This is a genomic window from Rhodopseudomonas palustris HaA2 (assembly GCF_000013365.1).
Taxonomy (GTDB): Bacteria; Pseudomonadota; Alphaproteobacteria; order Rhizobiales; family Xanthobacteraceae; genus Rhodopseudomonas; species Rhodopseudomonas palustris_J.
On the sequence record NC_007778.1, the window covers coordinates 542,222 to 568,000 of the forward strand.

Consider the following 25,779-nt stretch of genomic DNA (forward strand, 5'->3'; position numbering starts at 1 on the left):
GTCCAATTACACCACTTCAGGGGACACAACCGCATCCATGTTGGACAGGAACAAATCGATCCTTTAAGCAAGCACATACGGTGCCAAAGAGCGTCCGCCAGTGAAGCTTCCGGTCTTGACCGCCAATCCGTAGTGCTCAAACGATTTGAATGCAAGAAGGGACAGATCGGGCGAATTCTGCGACAGCAGAATGACCTGAACGTAGGGCGGCTCGCCGTGTTCGTTCAAGGCGAGCAGACGTTTGATGACCTCGAAGCCGGCGCCCTTTTCGAGGACAACCTCCTCGCGACCGAGCTGCATCTCCGAATAGGCCTCGACGCCTTCTTCCTCGAAGACCCGATGCTCTTCCTCCAGATTGAAGAGGGCGCGGGTCGAGATCCCTATCCGCAGCGGATTTGACCTCAGAGCTTCCGACGCGGAGCGGACCGCTGCGTCGTTCGCCTTAATCACGTCGTCGGCGTCAGTCATTTGCAACTCGCTACTAACAGGCTTTCACCATCAAGCTTACGACCACGACATCCTCGCCCAACAGTCCGAGACCGAAGATGACCCCAAGGGTGCTCCGTCGGTCGAAGGTATCCACTGCTATTCTTGGTCAACGAACCGACTATGCTTTGCCAAAGTGGGGATCAGAACCCCGTCCGCATAGCTGCAGCCAGTCGTCGAGACCGGCTTCTGCCCAGACTTCCGAGCCTCTTCCGGAGTATGTCCCTCCCCAGCTTCGAGCCGAGCCAGCAGCGGCGCATAACCTGGCTCCCATGCTCGCGCTCCGAGGAAACTGGTCCGCAGGACCGTGAGAATAGACATGCCGGCGTAGTCGAGGTCGCCCCAGAATGCCGTTGCGATATCCATGCCGCCGTACAATGCCCTCTCGAACGCCTCGACCTCGGCCGCCCTCGATACGGCGTCCAGACAGTAGAAGGTTCGAGAGCCATTCGATTGCCGTATTCGCCCGGCCGTCCCCATGAAGCCGCCCGAATAGATCAGGGCGGCGCCGACGTATGGAGAGGAACGCTGCGCCGCAAGTGCTCCTGCCGCGTCTCGCATGGCGCGCTCAAACGACGTCCTGTTTTCGATGAAGAGCATCCAGGAAAATGCTCCAGCGAAATAGACGTTCAGGTGGATCGGCTGGGTCGGGTAGGGGCACTCCTGCAGCCCGAACAGCGCCGCAATGAGGTCGGTTCGAAGGTGTCCTGGTTTCAGGAGACGCCGGCGTCGTCGCTGGCCTTGATCGACGGGCTGCCGCTGACCGCGTCATCGCCGATCGTCGACATCGGCGGCGGTGCATCGCGGTTGGTCGATCACCTGCTTGCGCGCGACCATCGCGACATCACCGTGCTCGATCTGTCCGAGGCCGCGCTCGCTGCGGCCCGCGCCCGGCTCGGCGCGCACGCCGATCGCGTGCACTGGATCGTCGCCGACGTCACGACGTGGCGGCCGATGCGGCGCTACGCATTGTGGCACGACCGCGCGGCGTTTCACTTCCTCACCGAGCAGAGCCAGCGCGATGCTTATCGCGCGCGCCTGAACGACGCGCTCGAACCCGGCGGCCATGTCGTCATCGGCACCTTCGCGCCGGACGGGCCGGAGCGTTGCAGCGGTCTGCCGGTGGTGCGCTACGACGCCGACGGGCTGCACCACGTGTTCGGGTCGGACTACGCGCTGATCGAGAGCCGGCTCGACAGCCACGCGACGCCGTGGGGCAGCGACCAGACATTTCAGTTCGTGACCTTGCGGCGAAGGATCTGATCGACCTCGCGGGCCGTTGCCGAAGAAGCCCGCCGGCATCGCCGACGGGCTTCCAGGGTCACCATCCCGACGACCATGATGGATGAACCGCTGCGGCGCGGCGATCAGCCGAGCAGCGCGTAGGGCACCAGCGGGGCGAGCGTCATCAGCAGAGCGGCGCCGACCGCAGCCGTTTCCATTCCGTTCAACTTGCGAAACACCGACATGTTCGAACCTCGCGTTGGTTGTTAGTGCCCTGTTTACGAAGCGCGTCGCGGGCCGGATCACCGACGTCGCATCACAGCCGCGTGAGTTCGCGCGTGATCGATTTGCGCCGTCCGCGTGATGGCGTCGCACCGCCGTCGCATTTTTCAGCCGCCGCGGTGATCCGGATCGCGCGCCCGCACGTATCAGGAGGCAGATCCACCGTTTCCTTGTAGCGATCGCCGCGCCATGCATGCCCAGACCACCGATGCCGACAGTGCGCGTCACTACCTGCGTACTACTCGCGGCCAATTCGTCGCCGGCGCGACACAAGGCCCGCTGTGCCCGGCGCGATCTGACGCTAGGCTGCCGGGATCGGACGGGACCTCGCGCAACGTCGCTGTCGATGGTCGTTGGCCCGGGATTGGACTGCTCGTCATGGATCATCCGCGACGCAAGCCGCCTGCCGTTTCGCAGGATTTGTCCGACTGCATCGTTCGGATCGCCACCGATCACGACGAGGCCGCGTTCGACGTGTTGTTCAGGCACTATGCGCCGCGGCTGAAATCCTACTTCACCAGGCGCGGCGGCGATCCGGCGATGGCGGAGGAGATCACCCAGGAGACCATGGTCTCGGTCTGGAAGAACGCCGCGCAGTTCGACCCGGCCAAGGCCTCGGCGACGACCTGGATCTTCACCATCGCCCGCAATCTCGGCATCGACCGGCTGCGGCGGGCGAAGCGGCCGTCGTTCGACCCGCACGATCCGGCGTTCGTTCCCGACGAGGAGGACCCGCCGGACCGCCAGTTCGAGCGCGCCGAAGCGCAGCGCCGGGTGCGCGACGTGATGAATACGCTGTCGTCCAACGAGAAGAGCGTTCTGATGTTGTCGTTCTACGAAAATCAATCGCACGGCGAGATCGCCCAACGGCTCGGCCTGCCGGTCGGGACGGTGAAGTCGCGGATCCGGCTGGCGTTCGGCAAGCTGCGCGCCGCGCTCGAGCCGCTGACGGGAGCCGGACGATGACGGTGCGGCATCACATCGGCGACGATCTGCTGCTGAGCTACGCGGCCGGCACGCTGGACGAAGCCTCGAGCCTGCTGGTCGCCACCCATCTCGCGCTGTGCCCGGCCTGCCGCGCCCGTGCGGCGGCGGCGGACGACCTCGGCGGCGCGCTGCTCGACGCCTTGCCGGCGGCGGAGTTGTCGCCCGGGCTGCACGACGCCGTGCTGGCGCGGCTCCGCGCCGAACCCCTGGCGGCGCCGGCGCCGGCGACGCCGCTGCGGCCGCGCTCCGAGATCGTGATTCCGGAGCCGCTGCGCAGCTATCTCGGCGGTGATTTCGAGACACTGCGCTGGACCAAGCTCGCGCCTCGGGTACACCAGATCGCGATCGACCTTCCGAACTGCCGGCCGCGCGCGCGGCTGCTGCGGTTTCAGGCCGGCACCCGGGTGCCGGCGCACAGTCATGCCGGCCGCGAACTGACGCTGGTGCTGAGCGGCAGCCTGTGTGACCGCGACGCGGTGCTGGCGCGCGGCGACGTCGCCGAGACCGACGAGCACACCGAGCATCAGCCCCACGCCGGGCCCGGCGACGACTGCATCTGCCTCGCCGTCACCGACGCGCCGCTGAGGTTCAAGGGCGTTTTGGCCCGGCTGCTGCAGCCCTGGTTCGGGATCTAGGCTTGGGTTCTGACTGAATCCAATTCTGCTCGAATCAGAGCCGGACCGCGGCGCTAGAGCAGCTCTGGTTTTGATGGAATCACCGACGTCATCCTGAGGTGCCCGCTGGGCCGCGCCATGCGCGGCCCAGCGGGCCTCGAAGGATGAGCCGCAAGCGCCTTGGCCGCATCCTTCGAGGCTCGCTGCGCTCGCACCCCGGATCAAGTCCGGGGCAGGCTCTCAGGATGACGACTCCGCACGCGCAAATGCCGCGTTGCTTCAATCAAGCGATGAAGCGCTCTAGGGCGCGTCGGCGCTCCGCACCTCGCCGCTGCTCGGCACGCCGCCGGTGGTCGCCTCGCCGGCGTTGGCGGCGTCCTCGCGCGATGCGGAGTAGATGTCCCACACCGCGATGAACATCGCCGCGATCACCGGGCCGATGACGAAGCCGTTGAGGCCGAACACCTGCAGGCCGCCGAGCGTCGAGATCAGCACCACGTAGTCCGGCATCCTTGTGTCCTTGCCGACCAGCACCGGGCGCAGCACGTTGTCGACCATGCCGATCACCAGCGCCCCATAGGCGATCAGCAGGATGCCCTGCCACATCGACCCGGTCGCGATCAGATAAACCGCCACCGGCGCCCACACCAGGCCGGCGCCGACCGCCGGGAGCAGCGACACGAACGCCATCACCACCGCCCACAGCAGCGCGCCGCCGATGCCCAGAACATAGAACGCCAGCCCGCCGAGCGCGCCCTGGATCAGCGCGATCAGCATGTTGCCCTTCACCGTGGCGCGGATCACCACGGTGAATTTGTTCAGCAGCAGGTTCTGCTGATCGACCGACAGCGGCAGCCCGCGGCGGAGCCGGCCGGCGATCAGGTCGCCGTCGCGCAGCAGGAAGAACAGCAGATACAACATCACGAACAGGTTGACGGTGAAATCGACGGTGCTCTGGCCGATCGTCAGCGCCTGGCCGGCCAAATACTGGCTGCCGCGCATCAGCACCGAACTCAGCCGCTGCTGCAGTTCGGCGACGCTGCCGATGCCGAACCGCTCGAGCAGATCGTTGATCCAGCTCGGGGGCTGCTCGATGAAGTTCCGCAGGTTGTTGAGCAAAGCCAGATTGCCGGATTCGATCCTGGCGTAGAGGCCGGTGGCCTCCTTCGCCAGCGCAGTGCCGATCGCCGAGAACGGCAGCAGAACCAGCAGCACGATGACCGTCACCCCGACCACCGCGGCGAGGTTGCGGCGGAAGCCGAAGGCGCGGTTGAGCTGTCGATACAGCGGCGCGAACAGGATCGCGATCACTACGCCCCACAGCAACGCGCCGTAGAACGGCAGCAGGATCCAGACGAATGCGACCGAAGCGGCCGCCAGCAGAAAGATGAAGAACTTGTTGTCACCCGCGCGCATTCAGAAATCCCCATTGCCGTCGCGGAAGCAAACGATCGGGGCGGCCGATGGCTCCCGCGCCGACCGCAGTCCCGCAAACGCGGCGTGTGTCGTACCGACCCCTGCAACTCTCCCGATCGCCGCACCCGTGTCGCGGCGTTCTTTCGTCGCAGGGTAAGACATTGGACGGCGCATGGAAATCCTCTGCCCCGCCGGGCGAAGGATGCCGATCCGCCGACCGATCACGACGCAAGCGAAGGCGGCGCATCGCTACGCGCGTCGCTCCGTAGTGATACGAGGACGATCGTTAACTATGCAACAAGTTCCGCGCCGCATTTTGTTGCCGAACACAGCCATGCTTCGGACCCGCTCCGAGGTGCCAGGCGGAGCGGCGGCCCTCTGCTTGCACATCACCACAGCACATCGCAGGCGCCCGAAACGGCAGGACGGTTTCCCATGCTCGCAAAATTCTCAATTCGTACCAAGATCACGACGCTCGTCGCGGCTCTGTTGATCGCCATGTCGGGCCTGGGCGCGATCGGGCTGCTGAAAATGCAGGGGATCAACGCCGCCACGGTCGAGATCACCAGCAACTGGCTGCCGACCGTCATGACCCTCGGCGATATGCGGGCCGAAGTCATCAGCTATCGGATGAAGCTGCGAAATCACCTGCTGGAGACGAACGCCGGCCGCATGGCCGACATCGAAAAGCAGTTGGCCGACAACGAAGACAGGATCAAGAAGGCCCAGAATGGCTATGAGCCGCTGATCTCGTCTCCGGAGGAGCGGCAGATCTACGAAACATGGGTCAGCGAATGGGCGAAATACCGGGCCGTGGTCCCGAAGCTGCTGGAGCTGTCGCGCAACAGCCCTGAAGGACGGATCTCGGTCGAGGGTGTGGAGATGCTGTCGCGCACCTTCAATCCGATCGGTGAGCGTATGGACGAGGCGATGAACAAGGACCTCGCGTTCAACAACAAGGGCGCCCACCATGCGAGCGAAACCGCCGCATCGACCTACAGCTCGGCCTTCTTCATCGTGGTGTCGATCCTCGGCGTGGCGATCGTGGTCGGCGTCATCGCCAGCGTGATGGTGGTCCGCGACATCACATCGGGCATCGCCGCGATCATCAAGCCGATGCAGACGTTCGGCCAGGGCGATCTCTCCGCCGACGTGCCCTATCGCGGCGCGAGTACCGAAATCGGCGCGATGGCCGATGCGCTGCAGGTCTTCAAGGAAGCGCTGATCGCCAAGAAGGCGGCCGACGAAGCCGCGGCACATGAAGCCGAGGCGAAGATCGCCCGCGCCCAGCGCGTCGATACGGCGACCCGCAAATTCGAATCCGCGATCGGCCAGATCGTCGAGACGGTGTCGTCGGCGTCGACCGAGCTCGAAGCCTCGGCCAGCACGCTCACGGCCACTGCCGGCCACGCCCAGGAACTGACCACCGCGGTTGCGGCGGCGTCGGAGGAAGCCTCGACCAATGTGCAGTCGGTGGCCTCGGCGACCGAAGAGATGGCGTCGTCGGTCAACGAGATCAGCCGTCAGGTTCAGGAATCGGCGCGGATCGCCAATGATGCGGTCGATCAGGCGCGCAAGACCAACGACAGCGTCGGCATGCTGTCGGCGGCCGCGTCGCGGATCGGCGACGTCGTCGAACTGATCAACACCATCGCCGGCCAGACCAATCTGCTGGCGCTCAACGCCACGATCGAGGCGGCGCGTGCCGGCGAGGCGGGCCGCGGCTTCGCGGTGGTCGCGAGCGAAGTCAAGGCGCTCGCCGAGCAGACCGCCAAGGCGACCGGCGAGATCGGTCAGCAGATCTCCGGGATCCAGGCCGCGACCGATCAATCGGTGTCGGCCATCAAGGAGATCGGCATGACCATCGGCCGGATGTCGGAAATCGCCTCGACCATCGCCTCGGCGGTGGAAGAGCAGGGCGCCGCGACCCAGGAAATCTCGCGCAACGTGCAGCAGGCCGCGCAGGGCACGCAGCAGGTCTCCGCCAACATCACCGACGTGCAGCGCGGCGCCAGCGAGACCGGTTCTGCGTCGTCGCAGGTCCTGTCCGCGGCGAAATCGCTGTCGCAGGACAGCAACCGGCTCAAGGAAGAAGTCGCCACCTTCCTGGAGACGGTGCGCGCGGCCTGAGCCGCCGTCCCGCCGGCATGTGAATCGTCCAGACAGGACGCGTCGCGCGAAAACCTCGCGCGGCGTTTTGCCGTGAGCGGCCGACTCGGCTTGCTTTGATCCGGAGGATCGCCACTCTCTGTTCATGACGGCCGAGCTGCCGGTGCATTCGGAGAGACTTGCGATGAGCGATGCCGTGGTCGACGACATCGTGGCGCTGCTGCCGCCGCTGCTGCGATCGATCGAGGCGCTGGACTTCGTCGCGCGCTATCTGCACCCGCCGGATTTCGGCGAGGTGATGCGGCTCGCCGGCGAGCCCGAGACGGAGCTGCGCGCCGCGCTGCCGCGGCTGGCGGCCTGGCCGGACACGTTCGCGCATCTGCGCGAGCCGCTGAAGCTCGCGGGCGATCATGTGGTCGCGGCGTTCGACGGGCTGCGCGCGGTCGACGGCGGCGACGGCGACCTCGTCGCGGTGTTCCGGGCGCTGCGCCATCTACCGCAGGCGCTTGAGGCGCTGTATCCGCTGGCGGCGACGCTGCCGCCGCTGTCGGGGCTGTATCTCGACCCCGAGCTGCGCGCGGACGATGCCGTGCTCGCCCGGCTGGCGCAGCCGAAGCATCCCGACAGCGGCGTGTTCCACTTCGACAATGAGCCGGGCAGCCGCGGCGGGTTCTCGTTCTACGTGCCGGAGGACTACACGCCGGACCGCGCCTGGCCGCTGGTGGTGGCGCTGCATGGCGGCAGCGGCCACGGCCGGCTGTTCCTGTGGAGCTGGCTGCGCGACGCCCGCAGCCGCGGCGCCATCGTGGTGGCGCCGACCGCGATCGGGCGGACCTGGGCGCTGATGGGCGAGGACGCCGACACGCCGAACCTCGCCCGCATCGTCGACTTCATCGGCTCGCGCTGGTCGGTCGATCCGCGGCGGCGGCTGGTCACCGGGCTGAGCGACGGCGGCACCTTCTGCTACGTCACCGGGCTGGAGCGCGAATCCCCCTTCACGCATCTGGCGCCGATCGCCGCGAGCTTCCATCCGCTGCTGGCCGGCATGGCCGATCCGGAGCGGCTGCGCGGGCTGCCGATCCAGATCGTGCATGGCCGGCACGACTGGATGTTCCCGGTCGAACTGGCGCGGCAGGCGCAACAGGCGCTATCCGCCGCCGGCGCCGATGTCGGCTATCGCGAGATCGACGATCTCAGCCACACTTATCCGCGCGAGATCAACGCGGCGTTGCTGGACTGGCTGGGTAAGGCGGACTGAGACTACGCCCGGCGCAGCCGCAGCACGGTGGACTTCGCCAATTCGGTGGCCTCGCCGCGATCGGCATAGAGCGCCAGCAGCAGCAGCACGAAGCCGGCGTGAAACAGCGCGGCGCCGACGCCGACATGCGCGATCTGCCAGATCACCACCGGCGCGGCGCACATCAATGCGGGCGCCAGCGTGTAGCCCAGCGTCAAGGTGGGCGACGTAGGGTAGCCGAGACGCCACACCGCGGCGCCGAGCGCGGCCAGCGCCAGCAGCGCCTTCACCCCGGCCATGAAGCGCAGCAGCATCACCAGTTCGGGGTCGGCCTGCTGAGCAGTAAGGCTGGTCGCATCGGACAATGTCGCCACCAGTGCGGCGATGATCGCGGCGGCAGCGACGATCAGCGCCACGGCGCGACGCGAGGTCGCGCCGTGCATGCGATGCGTCGCAGCGGCGGATGCCGGCAAGGCTGGTTTTGGAAAGGCTGATTTTGGCAAGGCTGAAGCGTCGGTCATGGTCCGGCTCCTTGCGGCAAGTAGCACAGCATCAGAAGCCTAGCGCGCAGCGGTCGCGGCGACAAATCACGTTCGTCACCCAATCCGAGGTCATCGCCCGGCTCGTCCGGGCGACCCAGTATCGCAGAGCGTCGGCGGTTCACCACAAGCGCTCTGCAATACGGGGCCCTCCGCCTGCGCGGAGGGTGACGGCCGAGAGTCGGGGCGACCGCTTTGTCACAAGGCGCGGGCGCCAGGCGGCGGACGACCTACCTCACCAGCAGCGTGACCAGCACCGGCACCAGCAGGGCGGTGATCAGCGCGTTCAGGCTCATGGCGATGCCGGCGAACACGCCGGCGATGGCGTCGACCTGGAAGGCGCGGGCGGTGCCGATGCCGTGCGATGCCAGCCCGACCGCGAAGCCGCGGGCGCGGAAGTCGCGGATGCCGAGCGCGTTCATCAGCGGCGTCACCACGATCGCCCCCATGATGCCGGTGAGGATCACGGCGACGGCGGTCAGCGACGGATCGGCGCGCAGCGATTCGCTGATACCCATCGCGACGCCGGCGGTGACCGATTTCGGCGCCAGCGACAGCACCACCGGCTCGGGCAGACCCGCGAGCTGCGCCAGCACCACCACCGAGACGATTGCGGCGACGCAGCCGACCACCAGCGCGATCGCCATCGGCAGGATCGCGGCGACGACACGATGGCGGTTCTCGTAGAGCGGCACCGCCAGCGCCACGGTCGCCGGGCCGAGCAGAAAATGTACGAACTGCGCGCCGCTGAAATAGGTCGTGTAGGAGGTGCCGGTCAGCCACAGGAAGGCGCCGATGATCCACATCGCGTGCAGCACCGGGTTCATCAGCGGATTGCGCCCGGTGGCCTGCGACATGGCGTCGGTGGCGGCGTAGACCAGCAGCGTCACCGTCAGCCACAGCAGCGGCGTCTGCGAGAGATAGACCCACAGCGCGAACGGGTCGGCGGCGCTCATCGCGCGCCCCACATCGACAGCAGACGCGCCGTGACCAGGAAGGTCGCGACCGTCACCAGCAGCGTGATCAGCACCGAACCGGCGAGCACCAGCGCGATCGCGACGCCGTGCGCGGCGATCAGATCGAGCTGCTGGACCACGCCGACGCCGGCCGGCACGAACAGCAGCGACAGATGCGCCAGCATGGCTTTCGAGGCGGTCTCGACCCCGTCATGGCCGGCGCCGTCCTGGCGCAGCGGCCCGACCGCCAGCCAGCGCAGGCGATCGCGCGCCAGCAACAGGCCGAGCAGCAGCATCAGGCCGAGCACCGGCCCGGGCAAGGGCAGCGCCAGCGCGCGGACCACGACCTCGGCTGCGAGCTGGCAGAGCAGGATCAGGCCGAGACTCGCGATCATGGGACCTCCGGACGAATTGGGAGGCGCCACGGATGCGGCGTATCGGCAAGGCCTGTCAATCGTCGCGCCACGCGGGACCGGGCTGCGGCAGCCTCAGCCTCAGCCTCAGCCTCAGCCTCAGTCTCGGCCTTCAGCCGCGGCCTCAGCCCTTCAGCCGCTTGTTGCACTCGCTCCAATAGCCGCCGCCCTTCTGGATCCAGCGCAGTCCGCCGGTCGTATTGGCGGCCTTGTTGGCCTTCCATTGCTCGGCGCAGGTGTGCAGCCGGGCGAGGGTCGGCTTCTCCTTGGCGAATTTGGCGTCGATCGAGGCGGGGTACACGGCCGGTCCCTGCGGCGTCGCCGGCTCGGCGGATTTCGGCTTCGCTTTCGGCTTGGCGTCGGTTTTGGGGCCCGTCTTGGCTTCCGCCTTGCTGTCGGCTGTCGGCTCGGCCTTGTCCTTGGCCTCGGCGGTGGCGGTGTCGCCGCCGCATTGCGCCTTGCGGAAGTCGTTCCAGCCCTGGCCGTTCAGCGTGCCGGCGGTCTTGGCGGCCTGATAGCGGGCGCTGCATTCCTGCGCGGTCAGCGCGGCGGCGGAGGTGACCGACGCCGAGGTCGGCAGCGCCGCCGCCAGCAGGGCCGCGGCCATCGTCGCGAAGGGTGGAGCTCTCATCGTCCCGGTCTCCTGGTTCATGACCCGGGCCATCCTAGCGCCGGCTTGCGACCTGACAATTGCAAATTGATCGACATGCAACCGCTGGCCTTGCCGACGGCCGGCTGTGGCCGCGCCGCCGGTATGGCCGGGCGCGCCGTTCGCAATTGTCGGAGGTAGTTGTATTTGCGATAAGGTCGCGTGTCCCAAAATCCCGCGCTGACCGGCACGACCCTACGGTCGAAAACCCTCAATGTTCTCGAAACCATTGCGATCGGCGCTGCCGGCGGCGGGCTGTCCTATTGGGTGCAGCTACCCGGCGGACTGATCACCGGCGCCATGGTGGCGGTCGCCGCCGCGGGCCTGGCCGGCCGCAATATGGGGCTGCCGCCGCCGCTGGCGCATATCGTGCTGATGGCGCTCGGCGTCTCGCTCGGCTCGATGGTGTCTCCGGCGATGATCCAAAATCTCAGTTCGTATCCGGTGACGATCGGGCTGCTGGCGGTGGCGACGTTCTGCGCGACCTTCGGCAGCGCGATCTATCTGCAGCGGGTCCACGGCTGGGACCGCACCTCGGCGCTGCTCGCCGGCAGCCCCGGCGCGCTGTCGCAGATCATCATGCTGGCAACCGAGCGCAAGGCCGACGTGCCGGGCATCGCGGTGGTGCAGATCATGCGGGTGATCATCCTGACCAGCGCGGTGCCGCTGCTGATCGCGATGACCGGGATGACGGCGGGCGGATCGCTGCCGGTGCGCGGCCCGGAGGCGACGCCGCTGGTGCTGGTCGCAATCGCCGTCGTCGCGGTCGGCGCGTCGCTGCTGCTGCGGCTGATCAAATTCCCGGCGAGCTGGATGTTCGGCGCGATGCTCGGCTCCTCGGTGCTGCACGGCTCCGGGCTGGTCGAGGGCACGCTGCCGGAGTGGGCCTATCTGTCGGCGCTGGTCGGGATCGGCACGCTGATCGGCTCGCGCTTCGGCGCCATCAAGCTGCGCACCATCCTCAGCCATCTCGCCGCGGCGCTCGGCTCGTTCGCGGTCGCCATCGCGATCTCGGCGGTGTTCGTCGTCGCGCTCCTGCTGACCACGCCGGTGCGGACCGCCGATCTGGTGGTGGCGTTCGCGCCAGGCGCGATGGATGCGATGATGGCGCTGGCGCTGACGCTGCACATCGATCCGGTGTTCGTCGGCGCGCATCATCTGTCGCGCTTCGTCTATGTGTCGATCGTGACGCCCGGCATCGTCCACTGGTTCGGACGCAGCCCCGACGATCTCGACGACTAGAGCTTTTCCGGTTCTGACAGGATCAGAACCGGAGCTCTCGATTCTTGATTTGACGCGTTTTCTTTACGCGAACCGGTATCCACTTCGCTCGAAAACGCTATCGCGCTCAGGGCTTCTCGAAGAACGCGTCGTTGCGGGCGCGCCATTTTGGGTCCGAGAGCCAGTTGTAGTCCTGATCGGGCATCACCGGCACCGTCTCCATCACGTCCTTCACGATCGGGAGAAAGAAGCTCGATCGATCCTGCGTGACTTTGAGTGACCGGATCGGCACCACGATGCTGTCCTTGCCGGTGGTGAAGAATCCGCCCGACGCGATGATCGCGTAGTCGCGCCCGTCCTTGGTGCCGAACACGATGTTGCGGACCTCGCCGACGATCTTGTCGTCGGAACTGCGGACTTCCGCCCCGATCATCTCGTCGGTCCGCAGACCGGGCGTCAGCTGGTCGATCCTGATCAGCGGCTTGGCATCCTTGTCGTCGCGGCTGCCCGCCGGCGTCCCGCGCCGGGATTTCGGTTCGCGGGCGGAATTCTGGATATCCGCCTGCTCCTCGTCATTGTCGCCGAGCGACCCCATCGGCGGCCCGGCGATCAGTTCGCGAATGTTGGCGAGCAGACGCTCGCAGTCGTCGTGGCGCCCATAGGATCGCAACGTGAAGGCGGCATCGCGCAGGCTCCGGAGGTCGCGCACGGCCTGACTGTTCGCCGGCCCGCGAAATCGGGGATTTTCCTGAATCGCCTCTTCGAGCTTGGCGTCGGCGATCTCGCACGCGGCCAGCGCCTGGGTCGTGCCGACGGTGCCGATCACTGCGGCCACGACCAGGAGTTTTGCGGTTGTCATTGCGAAGTGTCCTGTATCTGGCTTGCGCGTTCGAGCGCGAGACGTGAAGGCCTGTGCGAGTAATGACATTCAGCGAGTTCGGCCGGGCCGTCACGCCGCATAGGTCAGCCGGCGAACAGCATCGATGATTTCCGCCGGTTGGTAGGGCTTGAGGAAGAACAGGGCGTCCGGCGGAAGATCGCCGGCCTGCAATTTGAAATGTCCCGAAGTCGCTATGATCTTGATCGGGGGCCACCGTTCCCTGACGGCCGCCGCAAGTTTCAGACCGTTCATGGCACCCGGCATATCGATATCGGTGAACATCAGCCGGATGTCCGGATCGCGCTCGAGCAGCCGAATGCCTTCGGCCGCACTGATCGCCTCCACGACGTCGACGCCCGCCGCGCGCAGAAACTCGACCACGTCCATACGTATGAACATTTCGTCCTCGACGACGAGAACGCGGATGGGTGGGTGGATTGAAGCCATCTAACAGGGACTCACAGGGTTCGCATGATCCGGCGTCCGGGATGTCGACTGCAGCTCGCGCATCGAACGGTCGTTCATGGCGGGTCGAGCGGAAATTTGATGGTGAACAGGGCCCCCCGCGGGATGTTCTTCGAGATCTCGAGCTCGCCCATCAACTGTCGGACCAGGCCGAGGATGACGCGAAAGCCGAGGCTCTTTCGCGGCTGGTTGATGTCGAAACCATCGGGCAGGCCGGTGCCTTCGTCGGAAATCTCGACGAGCAGATGCCCGTTGATCTCCCGCGCGTCCATCCTGATCACACCGGGTCCATCGACATAGGCGTATTTTATGGCGTTGGTGACGAGTTCGTTGACCAGCAGCCCCAGCGGGATCGCCTTGTCGGCGGACAGGATGACGGGGTCGGAACGCGATTGAAGCGTATGTTCCGGCGCCGAGCTCTGCAGGTTCTTGCACAGATGGCCGACGAAGTCGGACAGGTCGACGAAGCCGACCTTGCTGCCCCGCCATAGATGATCGTGCACCTCCGCGATCGAGGCGACGCGCATCGCCGCATTTTCCAATGCGTTCTTCACGTCGGCGGACTCCGAACCGCGCGCCTGGACCCGCAGCAGGCCGACCACCGAGGTGAGGCTGTTCTTGACGCGATGACTCATCTCGCGCGTCAGCAGGGCCTCGTGTTCGAGCGCGTCCTGAAGCTTGGCGTCGGCTTGCTGGCGTTCGATCGCGATACCGAGCAGGCCTGCGAAGCCGGCCAGAAAATCCGCGTCGGCGTCGTCGAACTGCCCCGGATCCGGACTATCCGCTTCGAGAATGCCGAACGCCGTATCGCCCTCGCCGCCCCGCCGGATCAGCACATTGATCGCACGTTTGATGCCGTGGTCGGCCAGCAGTTTCGGCGTCCGGAAACGCGTCTCCTTCTGCAGGTGATTGGAGATCACCGATTGCCCGGTCTGAAAGGCGTAGCCGGCGGGCGATTCGATGTCGGCGCCGAGCGACACATGGTCCACCGTGCCGGCGGGCCAGCCGATTCCGGCGCGCACGATCAGGCGCTTTTCGCCGGGCTCGTATTCGAGGACCTTGGCGTAGGAGCAACCCAGGCCGCGGGCGCTGAGGCCGGCTGCCTGCTGCAGGATGTGCCGGAAGTCGCGTGACTGCAGGGCGGCCGTCCCGAATTCCCGAAGCAGCGCCTGCTGGCGGCGACGGTACGGCAGCTCGTCCTGGCGATTGAGAGAAGCATCTGAGGCGCTCGGCGAGACCAGCCTCGTTTCGGAGGGCATGAAGCTGCCAATTCTAGGTCGTGTCACTTCGCAGAGAAGCTGGCCACACGAGAGCCTCAACGAGAACCCGCACCAACCGCCCGAATGACGATATTTGACAATGTTCTCGGGGTGTTTTGGTTCCAGATGCGACCGATCGGCGGGTCGAAACGGCCGCTGGCCGGCGGGCGTTCAGCGCCGGATCCGGCCGATCCCCCAGCCGGCGAGCGCCGCGATGGCGAGCGACAGCAGCACGTTGTAGCCGGCGAAGGACAGGCCGAACATCCGCCACTGGGCCTCGTCGCAACGCACCACGGTGACCTTGTCGAGCTGGTCGAGCAGGCTGCCGGCACGGCTGAGATCGAGCACCGGGCCGCTGCAATCGCTCGGCCCGGCCCAGAACTTCCACTCGACGCCGGCGTGGTAGGCGGCGAGCCCGGCATTGCCGAGCGCCAGCAACGCCAGCACGGCGAGGCCGGCCAGCAGCAGCGAGACCGGGGCCTCGCGCCGCGCGGCGATCGCGATCAGCGCGGCGAGCGGGACCGAGGCGTAATAGGCATAGCGCTGCTCCAGGCAGAGCGGGCACGGGTGAAAGTCGAGGAAGAGCTGGAAATACCACGCGGTCGCCAGCGCCGCCACCGAGACGGCGCCGATCGTCAGTGCCACGGTCTGCGCCACGCGGGCCGCGCGCGCCGGCCGGGTGGCGAGGCCGGACTGATCGAGGGGACTGGCGGTCACGGGCTTCTCCAGATGTGGTCCGCGTCGTATCGCGCGGTCGCGGCGGTGTCGAGGCGGCCGGGATCAAACCCGAGATCAAACCATGGTGTGACGGCCGGGGCCGCCGCCCGGCCGCCGCCGCGCGGGCCCCGGGTTGACCCCGAAATCCCGCCCGCTATAGTCCGCGCGCTTCGCCGCCGGGCCTCCCGGCAGCGCGGGCCCCTGTGGCGGAACTGGTAGACGCGCTCGACTCAAAATCGAGTTCCGCAAGGAGTGCTGGTTCGATCCCGGCCAGGGGCACCAATCCTCGCGACGCGGTGATGCGCAAACCCGATCGCGTGTCCCGGCGGGCCTCCCGATCTCGAAGCTCCCCTGCAATCGGCTGACGACGGCTCGGCGCACGGCACCGGCATATCCGAGGTGCGCCGCGATCATGGTCGGGCGTCCAAGCGCCTGCACATGGATGACTGTGCGGTCGATGCTTGATCGGATCGGTGCACGCGGGGCGCGCATCGCGGGATGCCGGACGCCGTGATCGACATCGACGCTTAGCGTCGCCTCAGGCGTCCTGCTGCATGGCCCGGGTGCGCCGTGTCCGCAGCGCGCGAATGACTGCGCGCAGGCGCGATGCGGACTGCCTGTTTCCTTATCAATGTGTAGCCCGCGAAGCTCACCGCGGCCGACGATACGCAGGCACGGGGCGTTTGCATCCGCGCGTCGCTTGACACGGATTTGTCATTCGAGAACTCTTCGCAAGCGATCGAGCTAACTAACTCGAGCTGAGAAGTCACCGGCCGGCGGAGTTTTGATCAGGGGTCGCGCATGGCTGCGGAATTTGGAGATCGTCGGTTGGTAGTTGCGCCCGAAATGAGGCGTCCGTTGCGGGATGTGTCCGATCCCGGCGCGGGTTTCGCTGCGAAGCTCGATTCGTCGGATCAGTTTGGCGGCGGTCGCGGATCGGGAGAGGAGCTCGCGCCCCAACGAGGCCGGATCGACACGCTCTCGCCGCAGGCAGACATCGTTTCGATTCCGTGGCGCGAAGGACATGCGATCGAAGGCTGCTTCGTCGCCTCCGGCGCACCGGCATCGGACGACGTTCCGGTCATTCTCTGCGTCGGCGAATCCCGGCTCAGCAAAGAGCAACTACTCGCGGCGTTTGCGCAGTCGGCGCACGAGTCCGGGATGAGCCTGCTCGGCATCGATCTTCCCGCTCCGATACGCAGTCTGGAAGCAGAGCCGCCTGCGACGCCCGAGACGGCGATCGTCGCAGCCATCGACTACCTGCACGAGAGAGCCGGCGTCGATGCCGAGCGGATCGCCGTCGTGGCGGACGGATCGCCGTCATCCATGGTGGCCAGAGGCGTTGCGCTCGATGGCCGGGTGGCGGCGGCGGTTTGCGATGCCGGAGTCTGGCAGTTGTGGGAGCACGACCAGATCTGCGGGCTTGAAGCTGCCGGCAGTATCGAGCCTCTCGCGGTCCGCGCGCTCCGGTGTCCGACGCTGATGCTGATCCGGTCCAACGACGGCATCGATCCGGAGCATGTCAGGCAATTGCTGGCGCGGTCGGGGACGCGCGATGTCGATCTACGGGAATTCGCACCGTCCGGGCCGGATCGGACCGAGCCGCTGGCGTCGGCCGCCGAGATCGTCGTTCAGTGGTTGACCGAGCAATTGCAAGGCCGAGCGCCCGCCAGTCCGGTCTAGAAGCCGCCGGCGATCTTCAGGCACGCCTTTTCGAGACGCAATTTCAGCGCCGTGAGCTGCTGGACCAGATCCTCCAGCGATTCATTCGACAAACCTTCGAAGATGAAGTCGTTCAGAGACTGCTCCTCGGCGGCGAAGCTCGCGATCGACTTGTAGGCCTTGTCGGAGAGAGACAGCTTCACCACCCTGGCGTCGGTCGGATCCGGCCTGCGGCGCACCAGCGCCTTCTTCTCCAGGAGCTTGGACTGGGTGGTAATGAACGACGAATCGACGTGCATCGCCTTGGCGACGTGCCGCACCGATACGCCCTCGCCCTCGTCGAGATCCATCACCGCCATCAGAATCGCGAATTGCGGGCCGCTGATCCCGAGGTTCTTGGCGCGATAATGGCGGATCTCGTCCAGAAAGACGGCGACATTGGTGGTGATCGAGGCGAACCGACGCGTCAGATCGCGCTCCGGTCCGGCCGCGCCGGCAATTGGATCTTTGATATGCTTCTTCATCGCTGGGATGCGGCCCGGAAAAGCTGAATTTTTATAATAGTTTCTCAATAAACTAAGTCAGCTACAGACACAAGCTGAAATGCTTCCGGAACAGGCGCGTGCTGCGAAACCAGGCGCGCGATGCCCTCCTGTCGGACACCAGTCCGGGGGCGGACCGCGCGAGGCCCTGTCCGAGTGCAGGTTCGCGGAATATCGACGGACGTGTAGTTCGCCGCGGTCGGCCGGCGCGCGGTCCCGATGTTGCGCAAAAGTCACTTGGACCGCGAATAAGTATCTGATCAAATCAACGAAGTTGCTAATCTTCTAAATTCAACGAAGATGACGGCCAGACGGGTGGGCAACAGAGTCGTCCCGTTGACGAGGGCGCCGCGCCCACCAAGCGCGTGCACATCGCAGTAACAGGGCCGCCTCTGGCGACGCAATCCGGGGCCGGCTCATTTCAACCAACCCTGGAGGGCTGAATGAGAGTGATCAAACGACTGGCGCTGGGCACGGCGGCGGCATTGTTGACTGCCGGCGTCGCGCAGGCGGCCGATCTTCCGATGAAGGCCAAGGCCGTCGAGTACGTCAAGGTCTGCTCGATCTACGGCGCCGGCTTCTACTACATCCCCGGCACCGACACCTGCATCAAGCTCGGCGGCTATCTGCGCGCCGACGCCACGTTCGGTGGCTCGGGTGCTTATGACTCCCCGGCCTGGAGCGGCACCTCCGGCGCCAAGAGCCGCAACGCCAACAGCTATGTGTTCCGTTCGCGTCAGGACATCAACATCGACACCCGCACCGCGACCGAATACGGCGTGGTCCGCACCTATTTCGACGCGACCTTCAACTGGACCACGGGCTCCGATTCCACGGCCGGCGGCACGCTCGGCGTGTATTTCGCCTTCATCCAGTTCGCCGGCTTCACCTTCGGCAAGGCGGTGTCGCAGTTCGATACGCCATGGTCGGGCTACCCGGGCAACAACACCTCGTTCCTGATCGGCGGCTATGACGACGTCACCGGCATCAACCAGGTCGCCTACACCGCCGAATTCGGCAACGGCGTCTCGGCCTCGATCTCGCTCGAAGATGCGTCGTCCTACAATCAATCGGCGCTGTACAACACATCGACCATGACGGCGGCCAATTTCGCCACCGGCGTCTACGGCACCAACTCCTACGCCGGCTCGCAGATCCCCGACATCGTCGGCAAGATCCGCGTCGACCAGGCCTGGGGCCTGTTCCAGGTGTCGGCCGCGGCTCACCAGGTTCGCGCCAGCTACTACAACACCGCCCTCGAGACCTCGGGTCATCCGAGCGATACCTGGGGCTACGCGGTGCAGGGCGCAATTTCGCTGAAGAACCTGCCGACCGGTCCCGGCGACAGCATCAACTTCACCGCGACCTACTCGAACGGCGCCACCCGCTACGTGATCGGCGGTTCGTCTCCGAACTCGTTCGCGATGTACGGCAGCTCCAGCTCGGCCTACCAGAGCCTCGCGATCGCGGGCGTGGCTGATGGTGTGTTCTCCGGCACCGACGTCAGCAACGGCAGCGGCATCTCCAAGACCACCGCATGGGGCGTCCGTGGCGCGTTCAACCACAACTGGAATCCCTACTGGTCGACCTCGCTGTTCGGTTCGTACACCTCGATCGACTACAACGGCACCGCGACGGCCCAGATCTGCGCCACGGCTGTCGGCTTCACCTGCAACCCGGACTTCAAGATCGCTCAGATCGGCACCGTCACCCGTTGGACCCCGGTCAAGAACCTGACGTTCTCGGGCGAAGTGATGTACACCTATCTCGACCAGAGCTACTCCGGCAACGTCGCCCTTCCGGCGGTGTCGTCGGTGTCCAAGCCGGCCGCGACCTACGAGCTCAAGGACCAGGGCGCCTGGAGCGGCAACCTCCGGGTTCAGCGCACCTTCTGATCAAGGTCGCGCCTCAACGCGTGCATCCGAAACCCCGGCGGGCGACCGCCGGGGTTTCTCGTTCGCCTCGACGCACGCGGGCGGCAGCGTCCGAAGGCCAATTAGCTGAGCAACTTAACTGTTGCAAAAATCAAATATCATGACATAGTACGGCCTGTCGCAACCGCGACCGCGCTCGAAAGAGTTCGAACCCGACTTTTTCGTTCACGTACGACCTCCAAGAAACCTCCGGCAATGCCCTGCCGGAGGTTTTCGAGTCTGTGGTCCCGACCACACCCTTTTGCTTGTGGGCACGAAATCGTTGTCGGCGCGGGCCAGCATTGCAAGCGCGGCATATCTATCGCGCCAGCTCCCGCCCGATTGCTCGATCCGACCTGCGTCGTCGCGGCCGCATGTAGAATCAATGCGCTAGCACCCAGGCGAATCCAGCGCCGGATCGGTGCGCCGGACCGCACCCGGAAATATCGCAGCGCAGCATTCAACGGCACTCCGCCGTTGGTTGCATGGCTCTTTTCGGCGAACCGATTAGACGAATCGGATCAATCACTTCCGCGGGCCCGGCTGGCCCCCGATCAGAAAGAGCCGTGATGGTCGTTTCCGCCTCTCGCGTCCAAGCGCCCCACCTTCGTTCGAAGATCATGACGGCGGCCGACGCCGCAGCCCAAATTCCCTCGGGCGCCAATGTCGGCATGAGCGGCTTCACCGGGGCGGGCTATCCGAAGCTGCTGCCGCTGGCGCTGGCCGAGCGCATCAACGCGCATCACGCCCGCGGGCAGAAGTTCAAGGTCTCGGTGTGGACCGGCGCCTCGACCGCGCCCGAGCTCGACGGCGCGCTCGCCAAGGTCGACGGCATCGAGATGCGGCTGCCCTATCAGTCCGATCCGACCTGCCGCAAGCGCATCAATGCCGGGCGGATGGAGTACATCGACATCCACCTGTCGCACGTCGCCCAGCACGTCTGGTTCGGCTTTCTCGGCAAGCTCGATGTCGCCATCGTCGAGGTCGCCGGCATCCGCGAGGACGGCAGCCTGATCCCGTCGTCGTCGATCGGCAACAACAAGAGCTGGCTCGACCTCGCCGACAAGGTGATTCTCGAAGTCAACGCCTGGCAGGACCTCCGGCTCGAAGGCATGCATGACGTGTATTACGGCACGCAATTGCCGCCGCACCGCAAGCCGATCCCGATCCTGGCCACGGGAGACCGCATCGGCGAGCCGTATCTGCGCTGCGATCCGTCGAAGATCGTCGCCATCGTCGAAACCAATCTGCCCGACCGCAATTCGGGGTTCTCCGCGCCCGACGAGAGTTCGCAGGCGATCGCCGAACACATTCTCGACTTCCTCGGCCACGAAGTGAAGAAAGGCCGGCTGCCGCCGAACCTGCTGCCGCTGCAATCCGGCGTCGGCAACGTCGCCAATGCGGTGATGGCCGGGCTCGAGAGCGGCCCGTTCGAGAACATGACGGCCTACACCGAGGTGCTGCAGGACGGCATGCTGAGCCTGCTGCGCAAGGGCAAGCTGACGCTGGCCTCGGCCACCGCGCTGTCGCTGTCGCCGGACGGCTACGACGAATTCCTGCGCAACCTCGATTTCTATCGCGAGCGCATCGTGCTGCGGCCGCAGGAAATCTCCAATCATCCGGAAGTGATCCGCAGGCTGGGCGTGATCGCGATGAACGGGCTGATCGAGGCCGACATCTACGGCAACGTCAATTCGACCCACATCATGGGCACCAGCATCATGAACGGCATCGGCGGCTCGGGCGATTTCGCCCGCAACAGCTACCTGTCGTTCTTCATGACGCCGTCGGCGGCGAAGGGCGGCAAGATCTCCTGCATCGTGCCGATGGCCTCGCATGTCGATCACACCGAACACGACGTCCAGATCATCGTCACCGAGCAGGGGCTGGCCGATCTGCGCGGACTGTCGCCGAAGGCCAGGGCGAAAGTCATCATCGAGAATTGCGCGCATCCGACCTTCAAGCCGGCGTTGAAGGAATACTACAAGCGCGCGCTGGAATATTCGCCCGGCCTGCATACCCCGCACATCCTCGACGAGGCGCTGACCTTCCTGCCGAACTGGATGGCCAACAAGGCGGCGCGCGAAGCCTGGCGCGAGGACGCGGTGGTGCAGGCGGATGTGTGGCGGTGAGGCACGCCTCGATTTCGCTGGAGCGGCCGTAGCCGCGCGCGCCCCGTCATCCTGAGGTGCGAGCGCAGCGAGCCTCGAAGGATGTGCGACGAGGGTCGTGCTTGCGGTCCATCCTTCGAGGCCGTCGCTATCGCGACGGCGCCTCAGGATGACGCTTACTCCGTATCGAAGTTGACGAGCTACTCCGCCGCCTGCAGCCGAACCGCCTTCTTGCGCGGCGCGATCCAGAAGGCGTCGGGGCGTTCGAACAGGAATCGGGCGCCGGTCTTCATCGCCAGCCACCAGATCAGCAACGCGCCGACCACGCCGGCGATGTTGACCAGGATGGCGATCACGCCGAGGTCCAGAAAGCCCGCAAATTTCAGCAGCAGCGACCGGCTGATCGCCATCGGCAGGAAGAAGGCGAGATAGATCACGATCGAATGCTCGCCGCAGAACCGCAAGGACTCGAGCCAGCGCTTCTCCGCCAGCAGCGTGCCGGTGGCGATGATCGCGCCGGCGCCGGCGAGGCCGAGCACGAGCGAGAGCAGCGGCGCCTCGCTGAATCCGGCATGGACCAGCGCGGCATTGATGGCGGCCCACGCCGCCAGCCCGAGCAGCGCCAGCGCCGGCCGGGCGCGCGCCGCGTCGGAGAACGCGAAGACGTAGCGGGCGAACAGATAGCCGGCAAAAAAGTAGAAGAACCGCGCGCAGAATTCGTCGGGCACCATCCAGCCGGTCTGCAGATGCAGCCACTCCAGCAGCGCCGAGATGCCGAGGATCAGCAGCGGCGGCACGCGCCGCGTCAGCTTGGTGACGACGAAGAAGATCGGCAGCAGATAGATGAACCACAGCGTGCCGAACGGATCGATGAACGACAGCGCGTACAGCTTGGCGACGCCGGCCCAGCCCATCTCGGCCGCGAAGGAGGGCGCCTTGAAGGCAAACTGGATCGTCACCCACAGGATGTAGAAGTAAGCGAAGTGCACCACCTTGCGGTCGAGATAAGTCCGCCAGTCGCGGTCGATCACCACCGCCAGGAACAGGCCGGACAGCAGGAAGAAATCCGGCATCCGGAACGGCTTGGCGAACTCGACCACGTAGTGCATGAAACTGGTCTGGCCGGCCGCGGCCTCGACGCCGAGCACCGAATGCATCATCACCACCATGATGATGCAGATGCCCTTGGCGTAGTCCACCCAGTCGACGCGGTCGCCGTGCATGCGGGCCGGGACATCTGTGCCGTTTGCGGTCATCGCTGTTCCTGTCTGATGCGGCTTGCGTGTATCATCGGGCACATCGGTTGCATTAGTGTTTCGACGATCAAGGAATATGCCGCTCTCGGCGCAATCCGGCGGGTGCGTCGCTTTGCTGCGGCGGTACGAGTCTGTTAACCATCGCCGCCCGTTTCACCCGTCGAGTTGCCCTTGCCCCGATCCTTCGACACGCCACTTCCGATCGACGACGCGCTCAGCGATCTCGCCGCCGCGCTCGCTGCGAACAGCACGGCGGTGCTGGTAGCGCCGCCCGGCGCTGGCAAGACCACGCGGGTGCCGCTGGCGCTGCTCGATGCGCCGTGGCTGAAGGGCCAGAAGATCATCGTGCTGGAGCCGCGCCGGATCGCGGCCCGCGCCAGCGCCGAGCGGATGGCCAGGACGCTGGGCGAGCGCGCCGGCGACACCGTCGGCTACCGGGTCCGGTTCGGCTCCAAAGTGTCGCGCGCGACGCGGATCGAGGTCGTCACCGAGGGCATCTTCACCCGGCAGATCCTGGACGATCCGGAACTGACCGGCATCGGCGCGGTGCTGTTCGACGAATTTCACGAGCGCTCGCTCGATGCCGATCTCGGTCTGGCGCTGGCGCGCGACGCCCAGCAGGGGCTGCGCGAGGATCTGCGCATTCTGGTGATGTCGGCGACGATCGACGGCGCCCGGGTGGGCAAGCTGCTCGGCGATGCCCCGGTGGTCGAAAGCCTCGGCCGGGCGTTTCCGGTCGAGACCCGCTATCTCGGCCGCCGTTCCGACGCGCCGATGGAGCGGCAGATGGCGGAAGCGATCGCCGCGGCGCTGCGCAGCGATTCAGGCTCGGTGCTGGCGTTCCTGCCGGGCGCCGCCGAAATCCGCCGCACCGAGACGATGCTGCGCGAGCGCGTCCAAGACGCGTCGATCGAGATCGTGCCGCTGTTCGGCGCGCTCGATGCCGCCGTGCAGGACCGCGCCATCCAGCCGGCGCCCAAGGGGAGCCGCAAGGTGGTGCTGGCGACCTCGATCGCCGAGACCTCGCTGACGATCGAGGGCGTCCGCATCGTGGTCGATTGCGGATTGTCGCGGGTGCCGCGCTACGAGCCGGATATCGGGCTGACGCGGCTCGAGACGGTGCGGGCCTCGCGCGCCGCGGTCGATCAGCGCCGCGGCCGCGCCGGCCGCATCGAGCCCGGAATCTGCTACCGGCTGTGGGACGAGCCGCAGACCGCCTCATTGCCGGCCTACACCCAGCCGGAGATTCTCAGCGCCGATCTCACCTCGCTGCTGCTCGATCTGGCGCAATGGGGCGTGAGTGATCCGGCCACGTTGGCGTTTCTCGATCCGCCGCCGGCCCCGGCGCTGAAGGAAGCGCGCGAGCTGCTGCGCGAACTCGGCGCGCTCGATGCCGATGGCCGCATCACCGACGAGGGCCGGTCGTTGCGTGCAATGGCGCTGCCGCCGCGGCTGGCGCGGATGATCGTCGATGCGGCGCGGCTCGATCATGGCGAGGAGGCCGCCGAGATCGCCGCGATCCTCACCGAGCGCGGCCTCGGCGGCGACAGCGTCGATCTCGATCATCGCCGCGACCAGTTCCGCCGCGACCGCTCGCAGCGCGCGACGAGTGCGCGACAGATGGCGGAGAGATGGGCCTCTTCACCCTCCCCCTCGCGGGGAGGGTGGACGGCCGAAGGCCGGCCGGGTGGGGGGAGCCACGAGCGCGGTGCCCGCGGCACCCCCACCCCCAACCCCTCCCCGCAAGGGGGAGGGGAGTCGCGCCGCGGGTCGGGGCAGCGGACTGCCCAACAGGCAGATGGCGATCAGTTCTTGTCGACCGGCGTCCTCCTGTCCTTCGCCTTCCCCGATCGCGTCGCCAAGAACCGCGGCAATGGCTCGTTCGTGCTCGCCAATGGCCGCGGCGCGATGATCGAGCAGACTTCGGCGTTGGCGCGGGCGCCGTATCTGGCGGTGGCGGAATTGACCGGCACGGCGGCGCAGGGGCGCATCCTGCTGGCGGCGCCGATTTCGCTGGCCGAGATCGAGCAGCATTTCGCCGAGCAGATCACCGACGCCGACGAGGTCTCGTTCGATCGCGCCGCGATGGCGCTGCGGGCGCGGCGGCGGCGGGTGCTGCATGCGATCACGCTGTCGGAGGCGCCGCGGGCGCTGACGCCGTCGGCCGAGACCGCGCGGGTGCTGGCCGAGGGGCTGGTCGCGGCCGGGCTGGAGCGGCTGCCCTGGTCGAAATCGCTCGAACAATGGCGCGGCCGGGTGATGTTCTTGCGCAAGGCCGAGGGCGAGCCCTGGCCGGACCTCTCGGACGCAGCACTCGCCGAGCAGCGCGAGCAGTGGCTGGTGCCGGCGCTGTTCGACAAGATCGGGCTGAAGGAGTTCTCCGCCGGCGATCTGTCCGACGCGCTGATGAACCTGCTGCCATGGGATTTGCGGGCGCGGCTGGAGCGCGAGGCGCCCACCCATTTCGAGGCGCCGACCGGCTCGCGCCTGCCGATCGACTACGCCGCCGAGCAGGGCCCGACCATCGCGGTCAGGCTGCAGGAATTGTTCGGGTTGACGACACATCCGTCCGTCGCCGGCGGCAAGGTGCCGCTGGTGCTGGAATTGCTGTCGCCGGCGCACCGCCCGGTGCAGGTGACGCGCGACCTGCCGGGATTTTGGCGCGGCTCCTACGCCGCGGTGCGCGCCGATCTGCGCGGCCGCTATCCGCGCCACCCCTGGCCGGAAGATCCGGCGGGCGCGCCGCCGACCCGCCGCGCCAAGCCGAAAGGCACATAAGCCGGCGGCGGGCGAAGTTCCGCGCCCGACTTTAAGTCTTCGCTCACCCTTTTCGGCAAAATA

Annotated in this window: 23 protein-coding genes and 1 tRNA gene; 11 read left to right on the top strand and 13 right to left on the bottom strand. The window is 66.5% G+C overall.

Annotated elements, in window-relative coordinates; genetic code table 11:
- Window positions 1-63: 63 nt before the first annotated feature.
- Together RPB_RS02445 and RPB_RS25005 are read right to left on the bottom strand one after the other, a co-directional pair.
- Window positions 64-468 carry a 5'-nucleotidase gene (locus RPB_RS02445; RefSeq protein WP_011439384.1) on the bottom strand — a complete coding sequence of 135 codons (405 nt, stop codon included), beginning with the start codon at window positions 466-468 and terminating at the stop codon, window positions 64-66.
- A gap of 117 nt (window positions 469-585) precedes the next feature.
- A complete protein-coding gene (locus tag RPB_RS25005; RefSeq protein WP_049824647.1) occupies window positions 586-1,086 on the bottom strand; it encodes a hypothetical protein in 501 nt (166 codons plus the stop codon).
- A 102-nt stretch (window positions 1,087-1,188) separates the two neighbouring features.
- Between RPB_RS25005 and RPB_RS25010 the strand changes: the two genes are divergently transcribed.
- The 3 genes from RPB_RS25010 (at window position 1,189) to RPB_RS02465 (ending at window position 3,614) form a co-directional block, all read left to right on the top strand.
- Entirely contained in the window at window positions 1,189-1,749 is a 561-nt protein-coding gene (locus RPB_RS25010; RefSeq protein WP_245258302.1) for a class I SAM-dependent methyltransferase, read from the top strand.
- A 621-nt stretch (window positions 1,750-2,370) separates the two neighbouring features.
- A complete protein-coding gene (locus tag RPB_RS02460; protein ID WP_011439387.1) occupies window positions 2,371-2,958 on the top strand; it encodes a sigma-70 family RNA polymerase sigma factor in 588 nt (195 codons plus the stop codon).
- Window positions 2,955-3,614 (top strand): ChrR family anti-sigma-E factor, encoded by a 660-nt coding sequence (locus RPB_RS02465; RefSeq protein ID WP_011439388.1) that lies wholly within the window; start codon window positions 2,955-2,957, stop codon window positions 3,612-3,614. The genes RPB_RS02460 and RPB_RS02465 overlap by 4 nt, the downstream gene beginning before the upstream one ends.
- A gap of 279 nt (window positions 3,615-3,893) precedes the next feature.
- Here the strand turns inward: RPB_RS02465 and RPB_RS02470 are convergent, their stop codons facing one another.
- Window positions 3,894-5,009 carry an AI-2E family transporter gene (locus RPB_RS02470; RefSeq protein WP_011439389.1) on the bottom strand — a complete coding sequence of 372 codons (1,116 nt, stop codon included), beginning with the start codon at window positions 5,007-5,009 and terminating at the stop codon, window positions 3,894-3,896.
- 435 nt (window positions 5,010-5,444) lie between these two features.
- Between RPB_RS02470 and RPB_RS02475 the strand changes: the two genes are divergently transcribed.
- Window positions 5,445-7,139: a methyl-accepting chemotaxis protein gene (locus RPB_RS02475; protein ID WP_011439390.1), complete on the top strand. Its 1,695-nt coding sequence runs from the start codon at window positions 5,445-5,447 to the stop codon at window positions 7,137-7,139.
- A 163-nt stretch (window positions 7,140-7,302) separates the two neighbouring features.
- Window positions 7,303-8,376, top strand: coding sequence for a phospholipase (locus tag RPB_RS02480; RefSeq protein ID WP_011439391.1), 1,074 nt, complete (start codon window positions 7,303-7,305; stop codon window positions 8,374-8,376).
- Window positions 8,377-8,378: 2 nt separating this feature from the next.
- On the opposite strand, the gene RPB_RS02485 is transcribed toward RPB_RS02480, so the two are convergent.
- The 4 genes from RPB_RS02485 to RPB_RS02500 form a co-directional block, all read right to left on the bottom strand.
- Window positions 8,379-8,876, bottom strand: a complete 498-nt coding sequence (locus RPB_RS02485) for a hypothetical protein (protein ID WP_011439392.1) — start codon at window positions 8,874-8,876, stop codon at window positions 8,379-8,381.
- 248 nt (window positions 8,877-9,124) lie between these two features.
- Window positions 9,125-9,850 carry an LrgB family protein gene (locus RPB_RS02490; RefSeq protein ID WP_011439393.1) on the bottom strand — a complete coding sequence of 242 codons (726 nt, stop codon included), beginning with the start codon at window positions 9,848-9,850 and terminating at the stop codon, window positions 9,125-9,127.
- Window positions 9,847-10,245: a CidA/LrgA family protein gene (locus tag RPB_RS02495; RefSeq protein WP_011439394.1), complete on the bottom strand. Its 399-nt coding sequence runs from the start codon at window positions 10,243-10,245 to the stop codon at window positions 9,847-9,849. The genes RPB_RS02490 and RPB_RS02495 overlap by 4 nt, the downstream gene beginning before the upstream one ends.
- A gap of 142 nt (window positions 10,246-10,387) precedes the next feature.
- Window positions 10,388-10,894, bottom strand: a complete 507-nt coding sequence (locus RPB_RS02500; protein WP_011439395.1) for a hypothetical protein — start codon at window positions 10,892-10,894, stop codon at window positions 10,388-10,390.
- Between the two features lie 180 nt (window positions 10,895-11,074).
- On the opposite strand from RPB_RS02500, the gene RPB_RS02505 reads away from it, so the two are divergent.
- Window positions 11,075-12,154 carry an AbrB family transcriptional regulator gene (locus tag RPB_RS02505; RefSeq protein WP_011439396.1) on the top strand — a complete coding sequence of 360 codons (1,080 nt, stop codon included), beginning with the start codon at window positions 11,075-11,077 and terminating at the stop codon, window positions 12,152-12,154.
- Between the two features lie 106 nt (window positions 12,155-12,260).
- Here the strand turns inward: RPB_RS02505 and RPB_RS02510 are convergent, their stop codons facing one another.
- The 4 genes from RPB_RS02510 to RPB_RS02525 form a co-directional block, all read right to left on the bottom strand.
- On the bottom strand, window positions 12,261-12,992 hold the full coding sequence (locus RPB_RS02510; RefSeq protein ID WP_011439397.1) for a PRC-barrel domain-containing protein: 732 nt from the start codon (window positions 12,990-12,992) through the stop codon (window positions 12,261-12,263).
- Between the two features lie 90 nt (window positions 12,993-13,082).
- A complete protein-coding gene (locus RPB_RS02515) occupies window positions 13,083-13,460 on the bottom strand; it encodes a response regulator (RefSeq protein ID WP_011439398.1) in 378 nt (125 codons plus the stop codon).
- A gap of 74 nt (window positions 13,461-13,534) precedes the next feature.
- Window positions 13,535-14,737: a sensor histidine kinase gene (locus RPB_RS02520; RefSeq protein ID WP_041797888.1), complete on the bottom strand. Its 1,203-nt coding sequence runs from the start codon at window positions 14,735-14,737 to the stop codon at window positions 13,535-13,537.
- Between the two features lie 171 nt (window positions 14,738-14,908).
- A complete protein-coding gene (locus RPB_RS02525) occupies window positions 14,909-15,454 on the bottom strand; it encodes a disulfide bond formation protein B (protein ID WP_011439400.1) in 546 nt (181 codons plus the stop codon).
- 197 nt (window positions 15,455-15,651) lie between these two features.
- Between RPB_RS02525 and RPB_RS02530 the strand changes: the two genes are divergently transcribed.
- Window positions 15,652-15,736 (top strand) — tRNA-Leu (locus RPB_RS02530).
- 519 nt (window positions 15,737-16,255) lie between these two features.
- Window positions 16,256-17,137: an alpha/beta hydrolase family protein gene (locus tag RPB_RS02535; protein ID WP_011439401.1), complete on the top strand. Its 882-nt coding sequence runs from the start codon at window positions 16,256-16,258 to the stop codon at window positions 17,135-17,137.
- Here the strand turns inward: RPB_RS02535 and RPB_RS02540 are convergent.
- Window positions 17,134-17,640: a MarR family winged helix-turn-helix transcriptional regulator gene (locus tag RPB_RS02540; RefSeq protein ID WP_011439402.1), complete on the bottom strand. Its 507-nt coding sequence runs from the start codon at window positions 17,638-17,640 to the stop codon at window positions 17,134-17,136. The genes RPB_RS02535 and RPB_RS02540 overlap by 4 nt on opposite strands.
- A gap of 461 nt (window positions 17,641-18,101) precedes the next feature.
- Between RPB_RS02540 and RPB_RS02545 the strand changes: the two genes are divergently transcribed.
- Together RPB_RS02545 and RPB_RS02550 are read left to right on the top strand one after the other, a co-directional pair.
- Window positions 18,102-19,553: a porin gene (locus RPB_RS02545; RefSeq protein ID WP_011439403.1), complete on the top strand. Its 1,452-nt coding sequence runs from the start codon at window positions 18,102-18,104 to the stop codon at window positions 19,551-19,553.
- Between the two features lie 587 nt (window positions 19,554-20,140).
- Window positions 20,141-21,703, top strand: a complete 1,563-nt coding sequence (locus RPB_RS02550; protein ID WP_041797890.1) for an acetyl-CoA hydrolase/transferase family protein — start codon at window positions 20,141-20,143, stop codon at window positions 21,701-21,703.
- A gap of 179 nt (window positions 21,704-21,882) precedes the next feature.
- On the opposite strand, the gene RPB_RS02555 is transcribed toward RPB_RS02550, so the two are convergent.
- Window positions 21,883-22,938: an acyltransferase family protein gene (locus tag RPB_RS02555; protein ID WP_011439405.1), complete on the bottom strand. Its 1,056-nt coding sequence runs from the start codon at window positions 22,936-22,938 to the stop codon at window positions 21,883-21,885.
- A gap of 171 nt (window positions 22,939-23,109) precedes the next feature.
- Here RPB_RS02555 and hrpB point away from each other — a divergent pair, with 171 nt between their 5' ends.
- The gene (hrpB, locus tag RPB_RS02560) at window positions 23,110-25,716 is read left to right on the top strand and encodes an ATP-dependent helicase HrpB (RefSeq protein WP_041797892.1); all 2,607 of its coding nucleotides are present in this window, start codon (window positions 23,110-23,112) and stop codon (window positions 25,714-25,716) included.
- Window positions 25,717-25,779 lie beyond the last annotated feature (63 nt).